This is a genomic window from Ureibacillus sp. FSL K6-8385 (assembly GCF_038593155.1).
GTDB lineage: Bacteria > Bacillota > Bacilli > Bacillales_A > Planococcaceae > Ureibacillus > Ureibacillus terrenus.
In genome coordinates, this window is record NZ_CP151968.1 from 1,110,122 (window position 1) to 1,134,206 (window position 24,085).

The following is a 24,085-nucleotide window of genomic DNA, read 5'->3' on the forward strand; positions in this document are numbered from 1 at the left end:
TGCTGTTCGGGGAGCCTTTTTATTAGATTAGCTTAGAACAGAAGAGTTGAGAGGAGATAGTGGAGATGGCAGTGAAGACAGTGAATTATGCAATGAAAACATTACAGGGGGATATGATTACACCGATTTCTGCTTTTCTCAGTATTGCAGGAAAAAACAAAGTGTTGTTTGAATCTGCTGCAAAACATGAGGAAAGCGGCAGATATTCCTTTATCGCATCGAATCCGATTGCCGAATTGATCGGGGACAACAAAGGTTATTTGTTTAAGAAAGAAGGAAGGGAAGAGAAGGGGGAAGGAACAGTTTTCCAAAAATTAAGGGAGCTTCTTCCTGCTTCCAAGGAATCATTTCCATTTCCTTTCTTTGGTGGAGCCATCGGTTATTTCAGTTATGATACGGCTTTTTATCATGAGAATATTGGTGAAACATTGCCGGATGAATTAAATATGCCGGATGTTCATCTGATGTTTTACGATCGTTTTATCGTCATCGATCATTTATTGCAAAAAGTCACTATCGCATCCATTGACTTGTTTTCGGAGGGCAAAACTGAGGAAGAGCTGGAGGAGTCCATCCGCGAAATTGAAGAACAGTTGAAAAAAGGCTCTACCCTTGTAGACGTGGAACAAACCAAGATCGAATTTCGCCCATCCATCGAAAAAAGCACATTTATCCAAATGGTGGAAAAAGCCAAAAAATATATTGAACGTGGAGATATATTCCAAGTCGTTCCATCCCAACGGTTTACAGCCGATTTTGAAGGGAATCCCTTTTCCCTATACCGCAGTTTGAGAACGTCCAATCCTTCGCCTTATATGTATTATTTGGAGTTTGACGATTGTGCCATTTTAGGTACATCTCCGGAAAGTTTAGTGAAAGTCAAAGACGGAATCATTAAAACGAACCCGATTGCCGGTACGAAACCCCGGGGAAAAACGAAGGAAGAAGATGAAAGACTGGAGAACATCCTCTTGAATGATGAAAAAGAGCTGGCGGAACATCGCATGCTGGTCGATTTGGCCAGAAACGATCTTGGCCGGGTATCGAAAATTGGCACGGTCAAAGTATCCAAATATATGGTAATCGAACGGTACAAATATGTAATGCATATCGTTTCGGAAGTTGCAGGAGAACTGAGGGATGATTTGCATGTGGTCGATGTCATCACAAGCTGTCTGCCGGCCGGGACGGTTTCCGGCGCCCCGAAAATCCGGGCGATGCAAATCATCAATGAATTGGAGCAGCAAAAGCGCGGGGTTTATGCTGGAGCCATTGGCTATATTTCAACAAATGGCAATCTTGACTTGGCCATCGCCATCCGGACGATGATTGTCAAAGACGGAAAGGCATACGTCCAGGCCGGGGCGGGAATTGTATATGATTCCGTCCCTGAGTCCGAATACGAGGAAACCATCAATAAAATGAAGGCGTTGTTGGAGGTGGAACGATGATACTGCTGATTGACCATTACGATTCATTCACATACAATTTGTTTCAACAAATCGCCTCTCTCGGCAAAGAAGTGAAGGTTGTCCGTCATGATGAAATCACGATGGATGAAATTCGCCTGTTAAAGCCTGAAGCGATTGTGTTATCGCCAGGTCCTGGAAGGCCTGAAGACACTCCCCAAACGGTGAGTCTTGTGAAAGAACTTTACAAGGAAATCCCAATCCTTGGCGTTTGTTTGGGCCACCAAATCATCGGAGCCGCATTCGGCGGGGAAATAGTGCAGGCCAGCCGGATCATGCATGGAAAAACTTCCTTATTAAATTACGAACGAAAAGGATTGTTCAAAGAGTTTTCCGATGACGTTGAAGTAATGCGCTACCATTCATTGGTGATCGAACCTACAACATTGAGCGAAGAGTTTGAGATTGTTGCCACATCAAAAGACGACGGGGAAATTATGGCCATCCAACATAAACAATATCCTGTATACGGGGTGCAATTCCATCCGGAGTCGATTGGAACTCCTGAAGGAACAAAATTGATGGAAGTTTTTTTGGGAAGCGTATGACGCGAAAAAAGGGACGCATGCAGATGGCGTCCCATTCTTTTTTAAAAATATTAATTCCGGTTATGAAGGAAAAGTATGGCGGCCAATAGCAGCGATACAATAAGAAAGGCACTGATAAATGAGATGACACCGCCCCAGCCGAAGCTGGACCAGAACAGGCCTCCCGTTGTTCCGCCGACGCTGGAACCGAAATAATAGGCGAATAGGTACAAGGAGGAAGCCTGGGCTTTATTCATTTTGGCCCGGTGGCTGACCCATGAACTTGCGATGGAATGGGAACCGAAAAAACCAAAAGTGAAAACGACAATGCCAAGAATTTTGATGAACAAATTGACAGGCAGCGTCAATAAAGCCCCAGATAGCATGATCAGAATGCCGGAAAGCAGCACCTTTGGCCGCCCGAATCGATCAGACAAGCTGCCGAACCAGGCGGAGCTGAAAGTGCCGACCAGATAGACGATAAAAATCCAACCGACAATGGTTGTGCTCAGGTTGTACGGTTCGCCAATCAGTTTATAGCTGATGTAGTTGTATAATGTGACGAACCCGCCCATCAACGTGAAAGCGATGCCGAAAAGGCATAGGAGTCCCGGATCTTTTAAATGGGAAAACAATGATTTCGTCAAAGAAGCCAATCGCAATGGCTTCGGTTCAAAATGCCTGGATGCAGGAAGAGCCCATACAAAATAAATGCTGACAAGCAAGCTTAAAATCCCCAGAAAAAGCATGCCAACCTGCCAGGAAAAGAAATCGGTGATCGTTCCCATGATGATGCGCCCGCTCAAGCCTCCGACGGAATTTCCGCTGATATAAAGCCCCATGGCGATGCCGAGGCTGGAAGGAGCCATTTCCTCGCCCAAATAAGCCATGGCAATGGCAGGAATACCAGCAAACACAATCCCTTGGACGACCCTCAATAATAGAAGAATTTCAAAAGATGGGGAAAAAGCCAACGCAATGGTTAACAATGATGCGGCAAAGATGGAAAAGGTCATTAACCGTTTCCGTCCCCATGCTTCCGACAAAGAGCCGAATAAAATGAGGCTAAAGGAGAGGGCGACGGTGGCAGCGGATAATGACAGGCTGGCAACCGCCGGTGAAACCCGAAATTCCTCGGAAAATTGGGGAAAGACCGGCTGAGTAATATAAAGGTTGGCAAAGATGATAAATCCGGCGGCAAATAACGCCATATTGGCCAATCGGAATTCCCTTGTCCCTTTCTGGATATACAATGCATTTCGCCTCTTTTGATTTTGACTTTTTTTGAATGATGAATCTATGCGTCTATTATAACAAAAAGCCGATTTTGCAACTTCATTGTTTTCGGAAAATCAAGTTTGAAACCCGAAATATCATAATAATTTCATTCAGATGATTCGGGAGGTTCCATTTGCAAAAACTGAAATTTAAAAAATTGTTTAGCAAACTATTTCAAGAATTATTTGACAGGGGAAATTTGACAATCCGCCAGCTGGCGAAGAAAATTGCGGGTGCAAGAGGGCATCGCATTATTTTTGGTACTCCTGAGGAAATTGCTGACCAATTGGAAGAGTGGTTTCATCAAAATGCTTGCGACGGTTATAATTTATTATTCCAGTATTATCCTACTTTGTTTGAAGAATTTGTGGATCTTGTTATTCCGATTTTGCAAGAACGAGGAGTATTCCGGAAGGATTACGAAGGTTCCACATTACGTGAACATTTGGGGCTGGAAAAAACTCCATTTAGGGATTACGAAAAAATATTAAATCGATGACAATGATGTGGTCCCGATCAGGCAGAGGAAAAACTTCTGCCTGAAATCGGGGATTTTTACCGTAATCAATTTCCAAAAATTTTTGAAGGATTAATTGGATGAATCCGATTTTCCCGTTATTAAATTTGCGATTTCATCGACCGACATGGAAGAATTGACCTCGTATTGGCCAATTTGAATGGAACGGGCATATTCCGGCTGCGCCAAAAAAAGTTCCATCTCGACGGCATTTTGAATAATCCCCATATCTTTTAATTTTTTTGCTATTTCATAAGGGGTTTGGCCGGAATATATATATAATATGCCTTCTTTCACTTGTTTTTTCCCGGATGAATCGGCAGTATTTCGATGTTCAGAAGTTTCATCTTTTGTTGAGGCTTGGTTTTCATATTGCTTTAGTTGCCGCTTTGCTTCCTTCAATTGCAATTCCAATTGTTCAATTTTTTCTTCGTATTTGTCCGTTGAGACTTCCGTGCCGGAAAAGTAATCCAGTCCAGTATACATGATGCCGCTCAGGATGAGGGCCATTCCGAATCCATGCAGTGTCGATCTTTTCATCGTCGGCCTCCCTGTTGAAGAATGTGAAGCACCTGTTCTTTTGTCAATGTGGACATTTTACATATTTCTTCCACGGTACAGCCTTGTTTGTTCAGCTCAATCACTTGCTGGACCAATATTTGATTCACCGGTTTCGCTTGTGAAGTTTTCCGGAAATCTGCAGAATTTTTTGCGGGCTTCACTTTGAAGGAAGAATCCAGCAATAATTCTTCCTCCACCGCTTTTAGTCTCCGCTTGATGCCGTTCATTTCTTGGTAAAATTGAATGGACAAGTCTTCGACATCCTGTTCCAATTTTTTTGATGTATCCTTCAGGAAAAAGGATGCAATAACGCAAAGAATGCCAATAACGATCAGGATTGTTGATAGTGCCACAATCTTTCCTCCGAACTCAAGATTTTCCGTTATTTTACCATAAGGAATTTATTTAACATAATAAATGACGCTAGATTTTTTCTCAATTTATGTTATAATGACTTAGTCGTATAAATCATGCAATCAATAAATTTTCATGATATGATGTAAAGTGGGAGGGTTAAATCATGCGCGTAAACATTACTTTAGCTTGTACAGAATGCGGAGAACGCAATTATATTACTACAAAAAATAAACGCAACAATCCGGAGCGTCTTGAACTAAAAAAATATTGCTCTCGCGATAAAAAAGTTACTCTTCATCGCGAAACAAAATAATTTTTTTGCCAAAACCATTGCCGGTTTTGGCTTTTTATGTATATGTAAAGGATTGATGGTGTTTGAACAAAAAAGAATGGCGGCATAAAATAAAATCCGCCCTGCAGGAATTGTCCAAAGAAGAACATCATATATTCTCTACGATGATTAAAAATCGTTTGCTGAAACAACCTTTCCTCAAAGATTGCCAGACCATTGCCATTACGATATCAAAGCCGCCCGAGGTTGATACCTATGGGATTATCGAGGAATTATGGGGAATGGAAAAAAGGGTCGTTGTGCCGAAATGCAATCCGACATTGCGCACGATGGATTTTTATGAAATTTTGAGTTTTTCCCAACTTGAAACGGTTTATATGGATTTGAAAGAACCGATCCCTTCGGAAACCGTTTACGTATCCCCCGAAGAGATCGATATGGTGATTGTGCCGGGAATTGTCTTCGATCATAAAGGGTATCGGATCGGCTATGGCGGCGGTTATTATGATCGATATTTGTCCGGCTATAAAGGGCGCCTTGTCTCCCTTGCTTTCCATTTGCAGCTTGTTGACGAATTGCCGTATGAGGCTCATGATATTCCGGTCGATGTCATAATTACGGAAAAGGCTTCTATCAATTGCGCAGAAAATCGGAGGGGATAACGAAATGAAAAACATTTTGGATATTCGAAACCTGTTGAAGAGATATGGTTCTTTTATTTATACCGGTGACCGATTAGGAGATTTGATGATGATGGAAGATGAAATCCGCGAATTATATAAATCCCAATTGTTGGATCCCAAGGAATTTCAATCCGCCTTGTTGATTATCCGAAATGAAATGAAGATGGAAGAAGAGCGAAAAATGAATGCAAACAAGCGATAATTGGAAATAAACAATGAATTATTGTTTGACTCCTTTATCCAAAAGATATAGACTTGTATAGTCCAATCGGCGACAGTGGAGAACCACTGTTTTCTTTTTGGGAACTTTTTTGTAAAAAATACGTAAATATTTATGGGTGATTGTAAATGAAAGGTAATATATAATTTTCATAACATCATATTTCCGTTTCTATGATTCTTTCGATTGATTAATATAAAAAAAAGGATTAAGATATATTTTGTTTAAATGGAACATATGTAGTATATGTGAATTTGTTGTGGTTATGTAAACCATTTTTAAGGGGGATATAAGATGAAGTCGTGGAAATGGCCGAAACAGTCAATATTAATAATAGCCATTGTAGCCACATGGATTAAGACTGCAATCGTTTATCGAACCAGCTTTGAATTTGACCTGGAAAATGGAATGCAAGAGTTCATATTATTCATAAATCCGCTCAGCTTTTTGCTTTTCGCTTATGGTCTATCGTTATTTTTTAAAACGGAAAAAGCCCGGAATCGTTGGATTATCTTCACCAGCATTTTGCTAAGCATCGTTTTGTATGCCAATGTTGCATTTTATCGGTTCTTCAACGATTTTCATTACACTACCTGTACTGTTCCAAACAAGCAACTTTGGAGAGTTGGGAACATCTGTAGCTGAAATTATCGGCTTCAAAGATCTTTTATATTTTGCAGATGTATTCATCATTCTTTTTGCTGTCAAATTTATACCGAAGTTCAGAAATTCATACAGCGTCCGGAAGGAAGTTCGCCGCGCCTATTTCGTCCTGGCTTTGGCGGTGCTGTTCTTGAATCTGGGGCTTGCTGAAATACAGCGTCCGCAATTGTTGACACGCAGTTTCGACCGCGAATTACTTGTGAAAAATATCGGTACTTATAATTACCATTTATATGATTTATATATTCAATCCAAATCATCCGCACAGCGCGCCCTTGCCGATGGCAGTGAATTGGTGGAAGTTGACAACTATGTGAAAGCCAACCAGGCGGCTGTCAATAAAGAAATGTTCGGCAAATATAAAGGCCGCAACCTGATTGTCATCCAATTGGAGTCATTGCAAAACTTTGTATTGCAAAATGATATGAACGGTTATGAAGTGACGCCATTCCTAAACTCTTTAATTCACGATAAAGATACTTATTACTTCAGCAATTTCTATCATCAAACAGGGCTCGGCAAAACGAGTGATGCGGAATTCATTCTGGAAAACTCTCTTTTTGGATTGGACCGTGGAGCAGTATTCTTTACCCATAGCGGGAATACGTTCAATTCCATGGCTGAAAAATTAGGGAAAAACGGATATTTCACGGGTGTCATGCATGCGAACAATAAATCTTTCTGGAACCGGGATATGATGTATCAATCATTAAAAATGCAAAAATTCTTTGATATCACTTATTATGATGTCAACGATGAAAACTCGGTAAACTGGGGATTAAAAGACATTCCGTTCTTTGAGCAGTCAGCGGACTTAATGACCGAATTGCCTCAACCGTTCTATGTGCGCATGATTACATTAACAAACCACTTCCCGTTCACTTTGGATGAAGAGGATAAAATGATTCCTGAATATAATTCAAATTCGGGTACGTTGAACCGTTATTTCCAAACTGTTCGGTACATGGACGAAGCGTTGAGGGTCTTCTTTGAGGAATTAAAAGAAAAAGGCTTATATGATAATTCCATCATTGTCATGTACGGCGACCATTACGGCATTTCCGAAAACCATAACAAAGCAATGGCGCAGTATTTAGGCAAAGATGAAATTACACCATATGATACAGCCCTATTGCAATCTGTTCCTTTATTCATTCATATTCCGGGTTCAGGCGATGGGCATGTCATTGATAAAGTCGGAGGTCAAATGGATTTAAGACCGACAATTCTTCACTTGTTGGGAATCGATACATCAAACGACATGCAATTGGGTGCCGATTTGTTCTCCGACGAGCATGAAGACTTTGTCATATTCCGTGACGGACGATTTGTGACAGATCAATATGTTTATGCGGATGAAACATGTTTCGACCGCAAGACAGGGGAAAAAGTGGATATTCAAGGATGCAAGCCATATATTGAGCGTGCACAGAAAGAACTCGGATATTCTGATAAAATCATCAACGGCGACTTGTTGCGGTTCTATGACGAGGATACGGGAAACTTGATACAAAACTCGGTTAAATAAAACAACCCGGCTACATGCCGGGTTGTTTTTTGATTATTTAGATTAGAAATTTAAAATTTATCATTAAAAAACGGGATACATTTGAATGTATCCCGTTTTTTATACTTTCATTAGATTGCTGGAGGATAGCCTTGGTGATAAATTGTCATGAATACAAACCAACCAAAAACTATGCCAGCTGCTAGTCCAAAAATAATAGCGAGAACATTTTTTTCTTTAATTGCGCGGAACGCTGCAACTAATGAAAGAATAGCAATTAATCCGAAAAATACCATTAATAAGTTCATGAAAAAAATTACACTCCTTTCGACATCCAACCAGTATGTCGTAAACAATGTTCCCTCTCTATTTTATAGCAACGGTCATCAAATGTCGAGGTATAAAAGTGACGTTTATATGAACAACGCAATTTCTTCGGAAAAAAGACATAAAGCATTTTATGAATGTTCATTTCTTCCAATCCATTGTATAATACGCTAGAGGTGATGAATTTGTTGGATGTAAAAATTTTAAGTGTCGGACCTATCCAGGCCAATTGCTACATCGTAAGCAATAAAGCGAAGGAATGCATCATTTTTGACCCGGGCGAAGAAGGGCAAAGAATCATATCAACCGTTGAAAAAGAGCGGTTGAAGCCGCTAGCCGTCTTTTTAACCCACGCCCATTTTGACCATATCGGCGCGGTGGACGAAGTGAGAAACGCTTTTCATATTCCCGTTTATATTCATAAAGAAGAAGAGGACTGGTTGTTGGATCCGAGTAAAAACGGATCCGGAAAATTTGCCGATCTTCCAACCATCCGTTTACAGCCTGCCGATTCCATTATTGACCGCGAACAAGAATTTGAAATTGGCGGCATGAAATTTCAGGCAGTATTTACACCCGGACATTCGCCGGGAAGCATTTCCTACATCTTTAAAGAAGACGGTTTCGCGATTGTGGGCGATACCCTGTTTCAGGGAAGCATCGGCCGGACAGACCTGCTCGGCGGATCCATGGATATTCTTTTAAAGTCCATTCATGAAAAATTGCTTGTGCTGCCTGATGATTTTATTATTTATCCGGGCCACGGCCCTTATACAACACCCGCTTATGAAATGGAAATGAATCCGTTTTTGCATGGGTTTTAATATTTTAGAAAAATAAAAAAAGCATCGGGCGAAACCGATGCTTTTTATTATTATCATCAATTATTAATGTCCTGCACCAGGTACGTGGATAAAGGTTGCATAATAAGTAAAACCTGCAAAGAATATTGTTAAATATGCTCCGAAAATGTACATATACATGCGTTCTGAAAGGTTTAAGAAGCCCAATAATAAGAATAATACCGAATTACCTACGAATAATAGCGAAACCTCGATCATATCACCAAGGTAGAACATAACGGCAAAAATACCTGTCCAGAATGCCAAAACCTTGTACATATTAGCCATGTCGATTCCCTCCTTTTTGTAACGACACAATAATTACAATGTTTATTATAAATGATAGTTGACAATATTGTAAACTGAATACTTTGATAGATTTGTGACAAACAAGTGTAATATTTCACAGAGCGACATTCGGAACATCGATTTCATATTTGCAAAATTCGCAATCATGAATCATGCTTTCAAACTGGACAAAGCTGTTCTCTTCAAACAATGCATCGATTTGTCCTTTGATGTATGATTGATGCAAATCACAGATGATGTCGCTATGTTCTGCAATTTGGCTTCTAAAAGGACAATTATAAATCGTCAAAATTACTTTTTTTCCTTTTTCTGTATCGACAACTTTCGGAATGTAGCCGATAAGCAAAGCGGCTTCGGACAAGATTTCAAGTTTTTCTTCAAAATTGATTGGGGAGTTCATTTTTGCCAACCGGTTCCGCATTTCTTTGAAGCCGTCTTCATAACTGATTTTTTTTGCTTTTTCCAACGCTTCCGGCCCTAATTCATAGACAAGTTCTATGGCCCATTTAATCAAATGTTTATCTTCGCGTTTCGGAAAGCTTAATTCGACTCCTTGTTCGGATACTTTATAAATGCGCCCCGGTCTTCCGCCTTTTCCTGATTTCAAGAAGTCGGCCGTAATGAGATTGATTTCGGCAAGTTTCGTCAAATGCAGTCTGGCCACATTTGGATGGATTTTAAATTTATCCGCAATATCTTGCACAGTGAATGTTTTTTTCTGCTGCAACATGTATTCATATATTTGAAAACGCGTTTCGTCCGCCAAAGTGCTCGTAATTTTTAATGGATGCAACATTCTGTTATCCCACCCTTAGTAATATTCTGCTATTACAATTGTATCTTTATTTTTAATGAAATGATAGTGAAAATGCATAAATAATCCGCAAGTATAGAAAAATATTCAAAATTTGTAATAAAAATTGTCAAATTCTTTTCGCAAAAGTAGTTTTCTGTGAAATGAAAATTTTCAGAAAAAGTCTTTTCGAATTGCGAATTTCGTTTTATACTATTACTTAAATCAGCGGTCACAAATTATGGGGAGAGGTGATAGTGCTTGAATGTGGAGTCTGTCATCGAGACGAAATCGACCCAGCTGCTCCTGAAGGCTCTGCATTTTGGTGCCAGCGATATTTATATCGAACCGGCGCCGAAACAATACAACATACAATTCCGTAAATACGGAAAGCTGTTTCCTGCCGGTCATTTCCCCATTGATTTAGGCGACCGAATCATTTCGTATTTCAAATTCAAATCTTCTTTGGATATCAGTGAGAAGCGGAAACCGCAAAGCGGTTCCTTTGAAGAAAAGCTTTCGGATTATTTGTACGCCTTCCGAGTTTCCACTTTGCCTTCCGTCTTTAAACGTGAAAGCCTCGTTATTCGCATATTTCTTCAGAATGCCTCATTTCCGATTACCTCTTTAAGTTATTATCCGCAATCAGCCGAAAAGTTATTACGATTAGTTTCAAAAGGACAAGGACTTATTCTGCTATGTGGCGCAACCGGTTCAGGGAAAACCACCACTTTGTATTCATTGATGAACTACTGCAGTGAAACGTTGGCGCGGCATGTCATTTCGCTGGAAGATCCCGTGGAAAGCAGCCAGTCCCACATTCTTCAAGTCCAGGTGAATGAACGTGCCGGAATCACATATGCAAGCGGTTTAAAAGCGATTTTAAGACATTCCCCGGATGTCATCATGATCGGGGAAATCCGGGACGAAGAAACGGCGGAAATTGCCGTCAGCGCGGCGCTTTCGGGGCATTTGGTGCTGTCGACAATTCATGCAAAAAACTCGGTGAACTGCTTGTACCGTCTGATGGATTTAAATATTTCCATTGAAGAGATAAGACAGGCGGTGATCGGGATTGTTGCCCAGTGTTTAATCCATTTGAGGGAACTTGACAGCCGTAAAGCCCTTTATGAAATTTTGGCGGAAGATTCTTTGGAGATGGCCATCAAATTCACAATGGAAGGAAAGGAGTACCGTCTGCCTATTGAGGAAACGTTGGAATACCAAAGGGCTTTTATTGAATCGGGAGAGCATCATGTTTCAACGAATCGATAAAAGGACCGTTGCCGCCCTTATTAGCGACAAAAACAAAAGGATGCGGGATGTGCCTTCGTTTTTGAAAAGGACGAGCGATTTATTAAAAGAAGGATATACTTTTCCGGAAGCGCTGTTCATGCTGCTCCCTTATCATGCCGAAAAGGCGGAACTATGGGGCGTACGGATCCAGCAGCAATTCAACAGCGGTTCATCCGTTGCGGATATATTGCAACAGTTTTCCATACCCAGACATTTTCTTTTGCTGACCAAAATCGCGGAAGAAAAGGGTGGGTTGGCGGATACTTTGCAGTACATCAGCGAACAAATGAGATTTCAGGAGGACATGCGAAAAAAATTCATAAAACTTCTCATCTATCCGGTTTTTCTAATTGCCATCCTGGCAACGGTTTTTGTTCTATTCCGGAACTACTTCCTGCCAAATATGCAGCAAATTGCCGTATCTGCCGATTCGCAAAGGATTGCCAGCCTGAAGCTGGCCATGGTATTACTGCATTTTCCCGATTTTCTTATCGGCTTCCTTATCCTTTCCATACTTCTTTTATTTTCAATCATCCATTTTATAAGAAAAAAAGATATCGCCGATCAATTGAAGATTATTTTGAAAACGCCCGTTGCCAATTCTTTTTACAAATTGAACATCACAAGACAATTTTCCCGTCTGCTTGGAAGTTTGCTGGTATCGGGCGTATCCCTCCAACATGCACTGACGATATTGGAAGAACAGAAATTGAGCCCCCATTTGTCTTATATCGCTTCTTTGCTAAGAGAAAGGGTGATTTTTGGAGATTCGTTGTCGGATGCGGTGAACATCCTTCAATTATTTACTCCAAAGTTTGACGAGTTTATCAGGCACGGGGAGAAAAGCGGCTATCTTGGCCGTGAAATGCTGATTTTCAGCGATCTGCTCAATGAACGGATCCATTCAATGCTGAAAATTTGCCTGTCAGCCATCCAGCCTTTCTTCTTTATTTTGATCGCCATTTGCATTGTTGCTGCTTATTTGAGCATGCTGCTTCCGGTATACGACTTAATCGAAATTCTGTAAAAGGAGTGGTGCCGATGAGAAATCAAAAAGGTTTTACGCTGATTGAGATGTTGATTGTTCTGTTTATTATTTCCATCTTGATTCTGATTACGGTCCCTAATGTGACAAAACATATGAATTCCATCGACGATAAAGGATGCGAAGCCTATATAAAAATGGTTCAAGGCCAGGTGGAATCTTACAGAATTGACCATAAAACGGTGCCTACTTTGACTCAATTGATTAATGAAGGTTATTTAAAAGAAAATATGGATAAATGTCCAAACGGAAAAGGGATTGCCATTCAGACGGACGGCACCGTGACTATCATCAATAATTAAGGGGAGGGAGAAATGAAAAATGAAAAAGGATTCACTTTATTGGAAATGTTGTTGGTGCTGATGATTGTATTATTGATCGGAAGCGTCAGCTCAACTTTTTCAATCAAAATGACGGAGAAAATGCTGGTGGACCAATTTTTTCACCAATTAAAATTGGACATTCAGATGGCGCAAATGTGGGCGATGGAACATCAAAAGAGCTGTTTTGTTTCATTCTCGTCCTCAAACACTTATAAGGTCCACCATCAGCTGGATGAAGTGATATTGGAAAGGAAACTGCCTGACACGATATCGATCGATCCCGACAGCAATTTATTGACCCTTCGCATCGGTGCGGATGGATCGGTTGACAATTTTGGGACCATTACTTTCCAAACCGGTTTGGGAACAAAATATATTATTGTCAATATCGATAAGGGAAGAATCCGTTATGTGGAATGAAAAAGGGGTTTCCATGATTGAATCGATGCTGACAGTATCCGTCATTTTCGTTTTGGTCAGTTTTATTCCCGCCGTTTTCCAGCTTAAGTCTTCCCTCCACAATCAAATGCTTGAATTGCATGCTTCCCAGGCGGCCTATGAAGGGGTGCGCATCGCAAAAACGACCGGGAATACGGAAGGGAGGATATGGATTGATGACGTGGAATATACCTGGCATTTACAAAACGATACAATTTGCGTCCAATACAATCATTTGGATGAGGAACGATTAAAATGCGTCAATGCCGACGGGGAGTCCAAAACAATCAAAAAGGCTTTACATTGATTGAAGCGCTGCTTCAATTGCTCGTTTTCGGGCTGTTCGTCCAAATGGTGCTCGCTTTTTATTTCCTGATTCAGCAATGGAACCAGGTTTTTTTTACTGATGAACATATCAAATGGGAAATGTTTATCCAAGATTTTCAGCAATATTTAACGGGTGTGGAAGAACTTTATACGGCCGGGGACTCACTATATATTGAAGAGTCCCCGACAAAAATCATAAAAGTAAATAAAATTTCGGATGTTATCCGGCTCCAGATAAATGACCGCGGATATGTACCGCTTTTGATCGGCATCCGGAATGCAAAGTTTTCCGTGTCGGATGATCGTGTAACAATAAAAGTGGAATTTTTAAACGGAATGGAAAAGGAGAGGACGTTGTTTGTTCAATATGCTGAAGAATGAAAAAGGCATCATGTATCCCATTGCAATCCTGCTGCTGTTTTTTATTCTCTCCATCGTGATATTTTATAGCTCATCCTATTTAACTCAATTTTCGATCATTAATTCATTGGAAAACGTCAATGTTCGTGCTACGATAAACTTATTGAATAGATAAATGGAGAGTTTGAGCTTTAGAAAGGTGTCTTGAAATGAATAAAATATATTTGGTAGGGTTCATGGGATGCGGCAAAAGTGCGGTTGGCCGCCAATTGAACTATGCTTTGCGTCTGCCCTTTTATGATATGGATAAAGAGATTGTCAAACAACAAGGCATGTCGATTCCAGAAATTTTTGAAAAATATGGGGAGGAACATTTCCGGAATTTAGAAACGGAATTTCTGAAAAATTTCCGGGATGAGGCATGTATCATCTCGACAGGCGGAGGGGCAGCGATGAGGCAGGAAAACCGGGAAATCATGAGACGGACAGGCCTGGTCTTTTTTCTGGATGCCCCTTTTGAGGATATTTACAAAAGAATCAAAAATGATGCAAATCGGCCAATTGCACAACGCTCGACTAAAAAAGAGCTGGAAAGACTATATTATTATAGAAGGAAATTTTATAAGCGGGCAGCCCATATCCGGGTGTTTACGCGCAATCGGAACATACGGCAAATCGTAAATTATATTGTATTCCAAGTGAACCGCTTGAAAGGCGAATGAAAAAATATTTTTTTAATAAAACGTTCGCTTTTTTATCGCTTTTTTAAAAAAAGGTTGCCATTCAATACGTTCAATGTTAGGATATTGGCAAAGATGTGTATTTTGGAAAAATTTCATAATGTGCGGATGATTGTGCGGGGAGAGAACGTGTTATACGTCGCCGAAGGAGCAAGTAGCGGAGAGCTATGAATCTCTCAGGCAAAAAGACTCGTACGGGACGCAACTCTGGAGAGCGCTGATTTTCAGCCACCCAAGGGGAAAGCCGGCTATTTTGCTTAGCTGGTGTAACTTTCAGGTGCAAGGACAGAGAATTCCCTGAACAGGGGGGATTTTCTGTCCTTTTTACCTATTATTGCTTAATCACTCAAGGGAGGTTTAACGATGGGAGAATTAAAGAGGACACCATTATTTGAAGAGTATGCGAAATACGGGGCAAAAACCATCGATTTTGGCGGGTGGGAATTGCCGGTTCAATTTTCATCCATCAAAGAAGAACATGAAGCGGTCAGAAAACGGGCCGGACTTTTTGACGTATCCCACATGGGGGAGATTTTGGTGGAAGGGGAGAATGCCCAGAAATATCTTCAGAAATTATTGACCAATGATATTTCAAAAATCCCGGACGGTGGCGCACAATATAATCTGATGTGCTATGAAAATGGTGGTGTGGTTGACGATTTAATCGTTTATAATCTCGGCAACAGCCGGTATTTGCTTGTGGTGAATGCCGCCAATATTGAAAAGGATGTCGAATGGCTGAAAAAACATGCTGAAGGTGATGTCGCCATCACCAATCAATCAGATCAATATGCCATGATCGCTCTTCAAGGACCCCTATCCGAAAAAATATTGCAATCATTGACAGAGGAAAATTTATCAGAAATCAAACCTTTCCATTTTAAAGCGTCCGTGGAGATTGGGGGCTATCCGGTTTTACTTTCCCGGAGCGGATATACCGGAGAAGACGGTTTCGAATTGTATGGAGAGCCTGACGCCATCGTTTCCTTGTGGAATAAAATTTTGGAGGCAGGAAAAGGAGACGGCCTCATTCCATGCGGCCTGGGGGCACGGGATACGCTGCGCTTCGAAGCCTGCCTGCCGCTTTATGGACAAGAATTGTCCGAATCGATTACTCCATTGGAAGCGGGTCTCGGCTTTGCGGTAAAGCTTCAAAAAGAATCGGATTTTATCGGAAAAGAGGCCCTCATAAAACAGAAAGAAGAAGGGCTTCAAAGAAAGCTTGTCGGCATTGAGATGATCGACAAGGGAATTCCCCGCCACGGCTATAAAGTTTTTAAAGGCGACCAGGAAATTGGCGTTGTTACTACAGGAACCCAAGTTCCTTCTACAAAACGGAATCTGGGTTTGGCATTATTGGACATCCAATATACGGATCTTGGAACTGAAGTGGATGTGGAAATCCGGAAGAAGAAGGTAAAAGCCCAAGTGGTGCCGAAACCTTTTTATAAACGGGAAAAATAATACATGGAGGTCAAACAATGAAGCATCGATATCTTCCAATGACGGAACAGGACAAAAAAGAAATGCTCGAAACAATCGGAGTGGAAAGCATTGACGATTTATTTGCGGATATACCGGAGAAGGTCCGCTTTAAAGGGCTATACAACATTAAAGAGGCCGTTTCCGAGTCCGAATTATTGAAAGAATTGCAAGAACTTGCTGATAAAAATACAAATACAGAAAAAGCCGTTTCGTTTCTTGGTGCAGGAGTTTACAACCACTATAAACCTGCAATCGTGGATCACGTCATTTCCCGTTCAGAATTTTATACGGCATATACTCCTTATCAGCCGGAAATTTCCCAGGGCGAATTGCAGGCCATTTTCGAGTTCCAAACAATGATTGCGGAATTGACAGGATTGGATTTGGCAAACTCATCCATGTATGACGGCGGTACGGCTCTTGCAGAAGCGGGGATGCTTGCGGCAGGTTCAACTAGACGCAAGAAACTGCTTATATCCGAAGCCATTCATCCGGAATACCGTGAAGTCGTAAAAACCTACGCTTATGGCCAATCCATCGAAGTCGTGGATATTCCAATAAAAGACGGAGTAACCGATATTGAAGCGTTACAAGGGCTGATTGATGAACAAACCGCTGCAGTCATGGTCCAATATCCGAACTTCTTTGGACAAATTGAGGATATTAAAAAAATCGGCGAATTGGCCCATGAGGCGAAAGGATTGTTCATCGTTTCGGCGAATCCGTTGGCGCTTGGCATTTTAACGCCACCTGGAAAACTTGGCGCGGACATCACGGTTGGAGATGTCCAGCCATTCGGCATTCCGGAAAGCTTTGGAGGACCTCACTGCGGATATTTCGCCACAACTTCCAAATTAATGCGCAAGGTGCCTGGACGCCTTGTCGGCCAAACGGTGGACCAGGATGGACGGCGCGGATTCGTGTTGACATTGCAAGCCCGCGAACAGCATATTCGCCGCGAAAAAGCGACTTCCAACATCTGCTCCAATCAGGCTCTGCTTGCCCTGGCCGCTTCTGTCGCCATGACCGCCTTGGGCAAACGCGGTATCCAGGAAATGGCAAAGCAAAATATCATCAAAACCCGCTATGCCAAAAACGCTTTTGAGAAAGCCGGTTTTACGGTGCCATTCCAGGGCGCCCACTTTAACGAGATTGTTGTGAAAGTCAACAAGCCGGTCAGCGAAATCAATCAAAAACTGCTGGAAAAAGGCATTATCGGCGGCTACGATTTGGGCCGGGATTATCCGCAGCTTGAAAACCATGTATTGATTGCCGTAACGGAATTGCGTACAAAAGAAGAAATTGACCAACTTGTGCAAGAAATGGGGGCTTACAATGCATAACGGAAATCAACCGCTCATTTTTGAATTGTCGAAAGAGGGCCGCATCGGCTACAGCTTGCCGGAATTGGATGTGCCGGAGGTCGAATTATCGGAATTGATTCCGGAAGAATATTTGCGGAAAGAACCTGCGGAATTGCCGGAAGTTTCGGAATTGGATATTATGCGCCACTACACTGCCTTGTCCCGCCGCAATCACGGGGTGGATTCCGGATTTTATCCGTTGGGCTCTTGTACGATGAAATATAATCCGAAAATTAACGAAGAAGTTGCACGCTTCTCCGGATTCGCCAACATCCATCCATTGCAGGATGAATCGACGGTGCAAGGTGCAATGGAATTGATGTATGAACTTCAAACGGCCTTAAAAGAAATTACGGGCATGGATGAGGTGACGCTCCAGCCTGCTGCCGGCGCCCACGGTGAATGGACGGCGCTCATGATGATCCGGGCATATCATGAAGCTAACGGGGAAGGGCATCGGAATAAAGTCATCGTTCCGGATTCTGCCCACGGAACAAACCCGGCCAGTGCGGCTGTTGCAGGATTTGAGATCGTAACAGTGAAATCGGACGAAAACGGTTTGGTCGATTTGGAAGATTTGCGCCGGGTCGTTGGAAATGATACAGCGGCACTGATGCTTACAAACCCAAATACCCTAGGTTTATTTGAAGAACATATTGTCGAAATCGCCGAAATCGTCCATAGTGTAGGCGGCAAAGTATATTATGACGGTGCCAACTTAAATGCGGTGATGTCCAAAGCGCGTCCTGGAGACATGGGATTTGACTGCGTACACTTAAATCTGCACAAAACCTTTACCGGTCCGCACGGCGGAGGAGGTCCAGGCTCCGGTCCTGTCGGCGTAAAAAAAGACCTGATTCCATTCCTGCCGAAACCGGTACTTGTGAAAAAAGAGGACGGCACTTTCCATTTTGACTACGACCGTCCGCAATCCATCGGCCGCGTAAAACCGTTCTATGGGAACTTTGGCATCAATGTGCGTGCTTATGCATACATTCGATCCATGGGTCCTGAGGGCTTAAAACTTGTGACGGAATATGCGGTATTAAATGCCAATTACATGATGAGAAGGCTGGCGCCATATTATGATTTGCCTTATGACCGCCATTGCAAACATGAGTTTGTCTTGTCCGGCCGCCGTCAGAAAAAACTGGGCGTCCGTACATTGGATATTGCAAAACGGCTTCTTGACTTCGGCTACCATCCACCGACTATTTACTTCCCGTTAATTGTGGAAGAGGGCATGATGATCGAGCCGACGGAAACAGAATCGAAGGAGACTTTGGACGCTTTCTGTGATGCGCTAATCCAAATCGCGAAAGAAGCGGAAGAAAATCCTTCCATTGTACAAGAAGCGCCTCATACAACGGTGGTAAGCCGTTTGGATGAAACGCTCGCTGCAAGACGTCCGGTTTTGCGCTACCAAAAACAATAAAAATAAAAATATCCATGAGCCAAGCTCATGGATATTTTTGTTTTTGAAAATGAAATGGCTTTTTATTATCAGCGGGCTAAACATGAAAATTAATTTTTTGTTTTAATTTTTCCTGTCCAAGTTTTAAATCCGCCCTGCAGCTGATAAATTTGGTTGTAGCCTTTTTTCTTCAAAAAAAGGGCTGCGCGGGAACTTCTTGTCATATTTTGGCAATATAAATATACCGGAAGATCCGGACGGATTTCTTTATAGCGGTAACGCAATTGGGAAAAAGGAATATTGCGCGCCCCCAAAATATGACCGGATTCAAATTCCTTCGCTTCTCGCACATCGATCAACTGAGCTTTCCGGTAGCCTTTAATGAATTCTTCTTGGGTTAAATTTGTGACAGCTTTTTTCAATCGGAAGGAACTGATGATTACGTAGATAATGATAAGGCCTAGAATGATTGCAATCGTATATAATACTGTCGCCACTTCAAAATATCTCCTTTCTATTTACATAGAACATTATAAATAAGAAACTTGCATAATGCTAGGAATTTCTTCGGGGTCAAGGGATCATCGTTTTTTAATTTTTCAACTTTATTTTCAATTAGATGGTGTTTTATTTGAATAATTAAGAACGTATGTTCTATAATAAATTATATAGGTGTTCCGTCCGGAATGTAGTATATTTGAAAAAATTGTGAGTAGGATAGAAAGTTTCATTTTTTTGTCGATAAAATGACAGAGAAACAGAAGATGTTCGGATGAAAAGCATGGAATATTTTCTTAAGTTTTATGCATAAATGTTTTTCTCGGAATTCAACTCAATCTTAAAATAGAAAATATCTAATAAGAAGAAAATTTTGTACTGCATTTTTTTATTTTTGCACGGGGGTTATAAATCGCAAGGCTTATGAGAGACGTAAAAACATAAAAGGGCGTTTTATGTAACATTTTGCGAAGATTGTTGCCGGAATGCCGATTCGGCGAAATTCATGAAAAAAGACGCAACATTTTGTCGCTTTCCCAACCAGTGCGCGCTTAAATCATTTGCCAAACTGCGCTTCCTTTTGCCCGGGCTTTTGTATGTCCTTGTATTCCTAATAACATCCAATAAATTGGTTGTATCCCGCTTTTTTATTTAGGATTTATGAAGAAAAATAAGAAAGTAGCATTCGTTCATTCAGTTTGATACAATGAGTAAGTTGTGAGGTGGGATTGGAATGAAAACGAAATGGTATTTTATCAATTCAGGGCCATGCAGCCCCTCCTATAATATGGCATTGGACGAAGCGTTGCTTGAATTCCACAGCAAAGGGGAAATCCCTCCGGTGATTCGGTTCTATCAATGGAATCCCCCGACTCTTTCCATCGGGTATTTCCAAAGAGCCCATCGGGATATCGATTTTCAAGCTTTGAAAGCGCAAAATATCGGATTTGTCCGGAGACCGACTGGCGGCAGGGCCGTATTGCATGATAGCGAATTGACATACAGCATTATCGTGACGGAACAATATCCAAATTTGCCGGAATCGGTGACCGAAGCTTATCGCTTTTTAAGCGAGGGTTTATTGAAAGGATTCCATCATTTAGGATTGGATGCGTATTTCAGTGTTCCGGATACGGAAGAAAAACAGGAAATATTGAAAAAGCCGAAAAGTGCGGTTTGCTTTGATGCCCCAAGCTGGTATGAGCTTGTTGTAGAAGGGAAAAAAGTGGCCGGAAGTGCGCAAACGCGCCAAAAGGGAGTTGTGTTGCAGCACGGGGCAATCCTTTTGGATCTTGATGAGGACAAGCTGTTATCTTTATTCAAATTCCCTTCGGAGGAAGCGAAACAAAAAATGCGGGAGCAGCTGCCTGAACGGGCTGTTGCCATTAACCGTTTGACAGACCGGCGGATTACCATTGAAGAATGTATTGAAGCCTTCAAAAAAGGTTTCGAGGAAGCCCTTCAAATTGAGTTGGTGCCATATGAATTGACAGAAGAACAAGAGCGGCTGGTAAAACGTTTAGAAGAAGAAAAATATGCAAATGATGAGTGGAATTTTAGAAGATAAAGATAAAAAATCGATTACTAAAATTGTGATTAAAATTTAATATTTAGCTGCAAAGCTAGAATTTTCTATGTTTCATAGATTTTAAAAAAAGTCAACCCCTTGAATCCTTTTAGTTTATGAGGTAATCTTTTCTAAGTAAAACAACAATATATTGTGTATCTATAAATCAGTAGGTACAATATATTGTGTTTCGAACGATAAATAATGGGTAAATACTAGAATAATGATATATGGGCAAAGGGAGGCTGGCAGATGGTAGTGGTAGAGAAAACGTATTCGACCACCCTCATCGATCAATTAAACAAAGATATTGAGGAATTTCCGCAAGTACATCCGATTACACCGGATATGCATATAACGCATAAAGGTGTTTCGAGACTGGTCATGATTGACCGGTATTCATTTAAAGATACGGAAAAGAAAACGTTAAAACCCGGCGATTTTGTTGTATTAACAATCAAAGAAGACCCGAAATTCCCAGCCCGTGGTTTAGGATATATCCAATCAATCAACTGGGAAGAAAATAAAGCGGAAATATTGATTGAAGAAGAGTACCGAAATGTGCTCGATGATCCGGAAGAACAAGAGACGGGCATCATTGTAAAATCCCTTGACGTGGTTGAAAAACCGCTTGAAATTTTTTATGAACAAATCGCAAAACGGAACGCGACCGGTTTGGCCGCTGTCGAGAAAACGGAAGAGAAGCGCAAAGAATGGTTCCAAAAGTTTTATGAACAATTGGCTTCTTTAAAATTTGTGCCAGCTGGACGAGTTCTTTACGGAGCAGGATCCGGAAAACAAGTGACATATTTTAACTGCTATGTGATGCCTTTCGTTCCTGACAGCCGTGAAGGAATCAGCGAACACCGCAAAAAAGTAATGGAAATCATGAGCCGGGGCGGCGGGGTTGGTACGAACGGTTCCACGTTAAGACCGCGCAACACGCTTGCAAGAGGGGTCAATGGAAGATCCAGCGGTTCTGTATCGTGGCTTGATGATATTGCGAAATTGACCCATCTTGTGGAACAGGGAGGATCGAGACGCGGTGCCCAAATGATCATGCTCGCCGATTGGCATCCGGATATTGTGGAATTCATCATTTCCAAGATGCAGAACCCGCGCATTTTGCGTTATTTGATTGAAAATATGGAAGATGAATCCATCATTCGTCATGCAAAAGAAAAATTGAAATTTACTCCTTTAACTCCTCTTGAAGAAGCAATGTACCAAGGAATCGTCAATTATAAAAACATTCCTGGTTTAGGCGGATTCAGCGAGGCGGTCATCAAAGAAGCGGAAGCGAAATTGCGCGATGGCGGAACATACAGCGTGCACAATCCGGATTTCTTAACAGGAGCGAACATCTCGGTTACGATTACAAATGAATTTATGGAAGCGGTGGAAAAAGATGAAGAATATCCGCTTCGTTTTCCGGATGTGGAAACTTATACTCCGGAAGAAATGGCCATTTACAATGAAAAATGGCACAAAATCGGCGATGTGAGAGAGTGGGAAGCTCTCGGCTACCGGGTTCGCACTTACCGGAAAATCCGCGCGAGGGAGCTTTGGAAACTCATCAACATTTGTGCGACTTACGCAGCTGAGCCTGGAATTTTCTTCATTGACAATGCAAACGAAATGACAAATGCCCGGGCTTATGGCCAAAAAGTCGTTGCAACAAATCCATGCGGTGAACAGCCTCTAGCGCCATATTCCGTATGTAACTTGGCGGCCATCAATCTGGCAAATTTTGCTTTAAAAGATAAAAAGACGGTGGATTTCGAGGCATTAAAGGAAACAGTCCGTATAGGCGTCCGCATGCAAGACAATGTCATTGATGCAACACCGTATTTCCTTGAAGAAAACCGAAAGCAGGCCCTTGGAGAGCGTCGCATCGGCCTTGGAGTAATGGGATTGGCTGATTTATTGATTTACTGTGAAAAAGAATATGGTTCAAAAGAAGGAAATGAACTTGTGGATAAAGTGTTCGAAACGATTGCAACAACCGCTTATGAAACTTCCATTGAACTGGCAAAAGAACGTGGCAGCTTCCCATTCTTGGTAGGAGAGACGGAAGAAGAAACAAAACGTTTGCGCGAAGCCTTCATTAATACGGGCTACATGAAACGTATGCCTGAACATATTCGTCAAGGGGTATTGAAATACGGAATACGGAATTCCCATTTGCTTACTGTTGCGCCAACCGGATCAACGGGTACAATGGTGGGAGTTTCTACAGGATTGGAACCATACTTCTCCTTCACATATTATCGTTCCGGCCGCTTAGGAAAATTCATTGAAGTGAAAGCGGATATTGTTCAAGAATATTTGAGAGAACATCCGGAAGCGGATGAAAACAATCTGCCTTCTTGGTTTGTAACGGCGATGGATTTAACGCCGGAAGCCCACGCGGATGTACAATGCATCATCCAACGCTGGGTAGATTCGTCCATTTCGAAAACCGTAAACGCTCCAAAAGGATATACGGTAGAACAGGTACAAAAAGTGTATGAACGCCTGTATAAAGGCGGAGCGAAAGGCGGAACGGTTTATGTTGATGGCAGCCGCGATTCGCAAGTATTGACATTAAAAGCTGAAATGACCCATGAAGAACAATTATCCTTTGAAGAGCTGGAAGAAGAAAAGGTGGAAAAACCGGTCGTTCTGGTAGAAACGATTGCACCGCTTCAACAAACCAATGTGAATATCGGTTCGGAAGTGGGCGATACATGTCCTGTCTGCCGCCAAGGTACGGTGGAAGAAATCGGCGGATGCAACACTTGCACGGTTTGCGGCGCCCAATTGAAATGCGGATTGTAATAGCATAAAGAATTAAAAAAATAAATTATAATCCCCCTTTAGATTGTCTAAAGGGGGATTTTT

25 protein-coding genes, 2 pseudogenes, 1 riboswitch and 1 other annotated feature (1 of these 29 only partly in view) are annotated in these 24,085 nt (G+C 41.6%); of the genes and pseudogenes, 20 read left to right on the forward strand and 7 right to left on the reverse strand.

Annotation, left to right across the window (positions count from 1 at the left end):
- Positions 1 to 3 (forward strand) — a binding site (T-box leader); it begins 211 nt to the left of the window's first position.
- Between the two features lie 62 nt (positions 4 to 65).
- Entirely contained in the window at positions 66 to 1,451 is a 1,386-nt protein-coding gene (gene trpE, locus NST62_RS05395) for an anthranilate synthase component I (RefSeq protein ID WP_328219681.1), read from the forward strand.
- Positions 1,448 to 2,017, forward strand: coding sequence for an aminodeoxychorismate/anthranilate synthase component II (locus NST62_RS05400; protein ID WP_141600838.1), 570 nt, complete (start codon positions 1,448 to 1,450; stop codon positions 2,015 to 2,017). Before trpE ends, NST62_RS05400 begins: the two co-directional genes overlap by 4 nt.
- Before the next feature lie 50 nt (positions 2,018 to 2,067).
- Here NST62_RS05400 and NST62_RS05405 read toward each other — a convergent pair whose 3' ends face one another.
- Positions 2,068 to 3,297, reverse strand: coding sequence for an MFS transporter (locus NST62_RS05405; protein WP_141600837.1), 1,230 nt, complete (start codon positions 3,295 to 3,297; stop codon positions 2,068 to 2,070).
- A gap of 143 nt (positions 3,298 to 3,440) precedes the next feature.
- Between NST62_RS05405 and NST62_RS05410 the strand changes: the two are divergent.
- A pseudogene (locus NST62_RS05410) lies at positions 3,441 to 3,773 on the forward strand (nitrilotriacetate monooxygenase); the annotation flags it as partial.
- 90 nt (positions 3,774 to 3,863) lie between these two features.
- Here NST62_RS05410 and NST62_RS05415 read toward each other — a convergent pair.
- A complete protein-coding gene (locus tag NST62_RS05415; RefSeq protein WP_141600835.1) occupies positions 3,864 to 4,331 on the reverse strand; it encodes an endolytic transglycosylase MltG in 468 nt (155 codons plus the stop codon).
- Positions 4,328 to 4,705, reverse strand: a complete 378-nt coding sequence (locus NST62_RS05420; protein ID WP_141600834.1) for a hypothetical protein — start codon at positions 4,703 to 4,705, stop codon at positions 4,328 to 4,330. The genes NST62_RS05415 and NST62_RS05420 overlap by 4 nt, the downstream gene beginning before the upstream one ends.
- Positions 4,706 to 4,872: 167 nt before the next feature.
- On the opposite strand from NST62_RS05420, the gene rpmG reads away from it, so the two are divergent.
- The 4 genes and pseudogenes from rpmG to NST62_RS05440 all read left to right on the forward strand — a co-directional run bounded on the left by rpmG (position 4,873) and on the right by NST62_RS05440 (position 8,095).
- Entirely contained in the window at positions 4,873 to 5,022 is a 150-nt protein-coding gene (gene rpmG, locus NST62_RS05425) for a 50S ribosomal protein L33 (RefSeq protein WP_141600833.1), read from the forward strand.
- A 62-nt stretch (positions 5,023 to 5,084) separates the two neighbouring features.
- Positions 5,085 to 5,663 carry a 5-formyltetrahydrofolate cyclo-ligase gene (locus tag NST62_RS05430; protein WP_141600832.1) on the forward strand — a complete coding sequence of 193 codons (579 nt, stop codon included), beginning with the start codon at positions 5,085 to 5,087 and terminating at the stop codon, positions 5,661 to 5,663.
- A gap of 4 nt (positions 5,664 to 5,667) precedes the next feature.
- Positions 5,668 to 5,886, forward strand: coding sequence for a YqgQ family protein (locus NST62_RS05435; RefSeq protein WP_141600831.1), 219 nt, complete (start codon positions 5,668 to 5,670; stop codon positions 5,884 to 5,886).
- A 312-nt stretch (positions 5,887 to 6,198) separates the two neighbouring features.
- A pseudogene (locus NST62_RS05440) lies at positions 6,199 to 8,095 on the forward strand (LTA synthase family protein).
- Positions 8,096 to 8,205: 110 nt separating this feature from the next.
- On the opposite strand, the gene NST62_RS05445 reads toward NST62_RS05440, so the two are convergent.
- Complete coding sequence (locus NST62_RS05445) at positions 8,206 to 8,382, reverse strand: DUF2759 domain-containing protein (RefSeq protein WP_141600829.1); 177 nt, start codon at positions 8,380 to 8,382, stop codon at positions 8,206 to 8,208.
- Between the two features lie 204 nt (positions 8,383 to 8,586).
- Between NST62_RS05445 and NST62_RS05450 the strand changes: the two genes are divergently transcribed.
- A complete protein-coding gene (locus NST62_RS05450) occupies positions 8,587 to 9,225 on the forward strand; it encodes an MBL fold metallo-hydrolase (protein WP_141600828.1) in 639 nt (212 codons plus the stop codon).
- Between the two features lie 63 nt (positions 9,226 to 9,288).
- Here the strand turns inward: NST62_RS05450 and NST62_RS05455 are convergent, their stop codons facing one another.
- Together NST62_RS05455 and NST62_RS05460 are read right to left on the reverse strand one after the other, a co-directional pair.
- Entirely contained in the window at positions 9,289 to 9,531 is a 243-nt protein-coding gene (locus NST62_RS05455) for a DUF2626 family protein (RefSeq protein ID WP_141600827.1), read from the reverse strand.
- 115 nt (positions 9,532 to 9,646) lie between these two features.
- A complete protein-coding gene (locus tag NST62_RS05460; RefSeq protein ID WP_141600826.1) occupies positions 9,647 to 10,348 on the reverse strand; it encodes a helix-turn-helix domain-containing protein in 702 nt (233 codons plus the stop codon).
- Between the two features lie 264 nt (positions 10,349 to 10,612).
- On the opposite strand from NST62_RS05460, the gene comGA reads away from it, so the two are divergent.
- From comGA to gcvPB, 10 genes are all read left to right on the forward strand, one after another.
- Entirely contained in the window at positions 10,613 to 11,620 is a 1,008-nt protein-coding gene (gene comGA / locus NST62_RS05465; RefSeq protein WP_328215456.1) for a competence type IV pilus ATPase ComGA, read from the forward strand.
- Positions 11,601 to 12,668, forward strand: a complete 1,068-nt coding sequence (gene comGB / locus NST62_RS05470; RefSeq protein WP_141600824.1) for a competence type IV pilus assembly protein ComGB — start codon at positions 11,601 to 11,603, stop codon at positions 12,666 to 12,668. Before comGA ends, comGB begins: the two co-directional genes overlap by 20 nt.
- A 14-nt stretch (positions 12,669 to 12,682) precedes the next feature.
- A complete protein-coding gene (comGC, locus tag NST62_RS05475) occupies positions 12,683 to 12,988 on the forward strand; it encodes a competence type IV pilus major pilin ComGC (RefSeq protein ID WP_141600823.1) in 306 nt (101 codons plus the stop codon).
- A 12-nt stretch (positions 12,989 to 13,000) separates the two neighbouring features.
- Positions 13,001 to 13,429 (forward strand): competence type IV pilus minor pilin ComGD, encoded by a 429-nt coding sequence (gene comGD, locus NST62_RS05480; RefSeq protein WP_141600822.1) that lies wholly within the window; start codon positions 13,001 to 13,003, stop codon positions 13,427 to 13,429.
- Positions 13,419 to 13,754: a hypothetical protein gene (locus NST62_RS05485; protein WP_141600821.1), complete on the forward strand. Its 336-nt coding sequence runs from the start codon at positions 13,419 to 13,421 to the stop codon at positions 13,752 to 13,754. Before comGD ends, NST62_RS05485 begins: the two co-directional genes overlap by 11 nt.
- Positions 13,703 to 14,155 (forward strand): competence type IV pilus minor pilin ComGF, encoded by a 453-nt coding sequence (gene comGF, locus NST62_RS05490; protein ID WP_141600820.1) that lies wholly within the window; start codon positions 13,703 to 13,705, stop codon positions 14,153 to 14,155. The genes NST62_RS05485 and comGF overlap by 52 nt, the downstream gene beginning before the upstream one ends.
- Positions 14,156 to 14,343: 188 nt before the next feature.
- Positions 14,344 to 14,856, forward strand: a complete 513-nt coding sequence (locus NST62_RS05495) for a shikimate kinase (RefSeq protein WP_342463206.1) — start codon at positions 14,344 to 14,346, stop codon at positions 14,854 to 14,856.
- 126 nt (positions 14,857 to 14,982) lie between these two features.
- Positions 14,983 to 15,076, forward strand: a riboswitch (glycine riboswitch).
- A gap of 161 nt (positions 15,077 to 15,237) precedes the next feature.
- The gene (gene gcvT, locus NST62_RS05500) at positions 15,238 to 16,338 is read left to right on the forward strand and encodes a glycine cleavage system aminomethyltransferase GcvT (protein ID WP_342463207.1); all 1,101 of its coding nucleotides are present in this window, start codon (positions 15,238 to 15,240) and stop codon (positions 16,336 to 16,338) included.
- Between the two features lie 17 nt (positions 16,339 to 16,355).
- A complete protein-coding gene (gcvPA, locus tag NST62_RS05505; RefSeq protein WP_141600817.1) occupies positions 16,356 to 17,702 on the forward strand; it encodes an aminomethyl-transferring glycine dehydrogenase subunit GcvPA in 1,347 nt (448 codons plus the stop codon).
- Positions 17,695 to 19,158, forward strand: a complete 1,464-nt coding sequence (gene gcvPB, locus NST62_RS05510; RefSeq protein WP_141600816.1) for an aminomethyl-transferring glycine dehydrogenase subunit GcvPB — start codon at positions 17,695 to 17,697, stop codon at positions 19,156 to 19,158. Before gcvPA ends, gcvPB begins: the two co-directional genes overlap by 8 nt.
- Positions 19,159 to 19,247: 89 nt before the next feature.
- Here the strand turns inward: gcvPB and NST62_RS05515 are convergent, their stop codons facing one another.
- A complete protein-coding gene (locus NST62_RS05515) occupies positions 19,248 to 19,634 on the reverse strand; it encodes a rhodanese-like domain-containing protein (RefSeq protein ID WP_141600815.1) in 387 nt (128 codons plus the stop codon).
- A 734-nt stretch (positions 19,635 to 20,368) separates the two neighbouring features.
- Between NST62_RS05515 and NST62_RS05520 the strand changes: the two genes are divergently transcribed.
- Entirely contained in the window at positions 20,369 to 21,202 is an 834-nt protein-coding gene (locus NST62_RS05520) for a biotin/lipoate A/B protein ligase family protein (protein WP_141600814.1), read from the forward strand.
- Between the two features lie 252 nt (positions 21,203 to 21,454).
- Complete coding sequence (locus NST62_RS05525; RefSeq protein WP_328215373.1) at positions 21,455 to 24,022, forward strand: vitamin B12-dependent ribonucleotide reductase; 2,568 nt, start codon at positions 21,455 to 21,457, stop codon at positions 24,020 to 24,022.
- Positions 24,023 to 24,085: the final 63 nt, after the last annotated feature.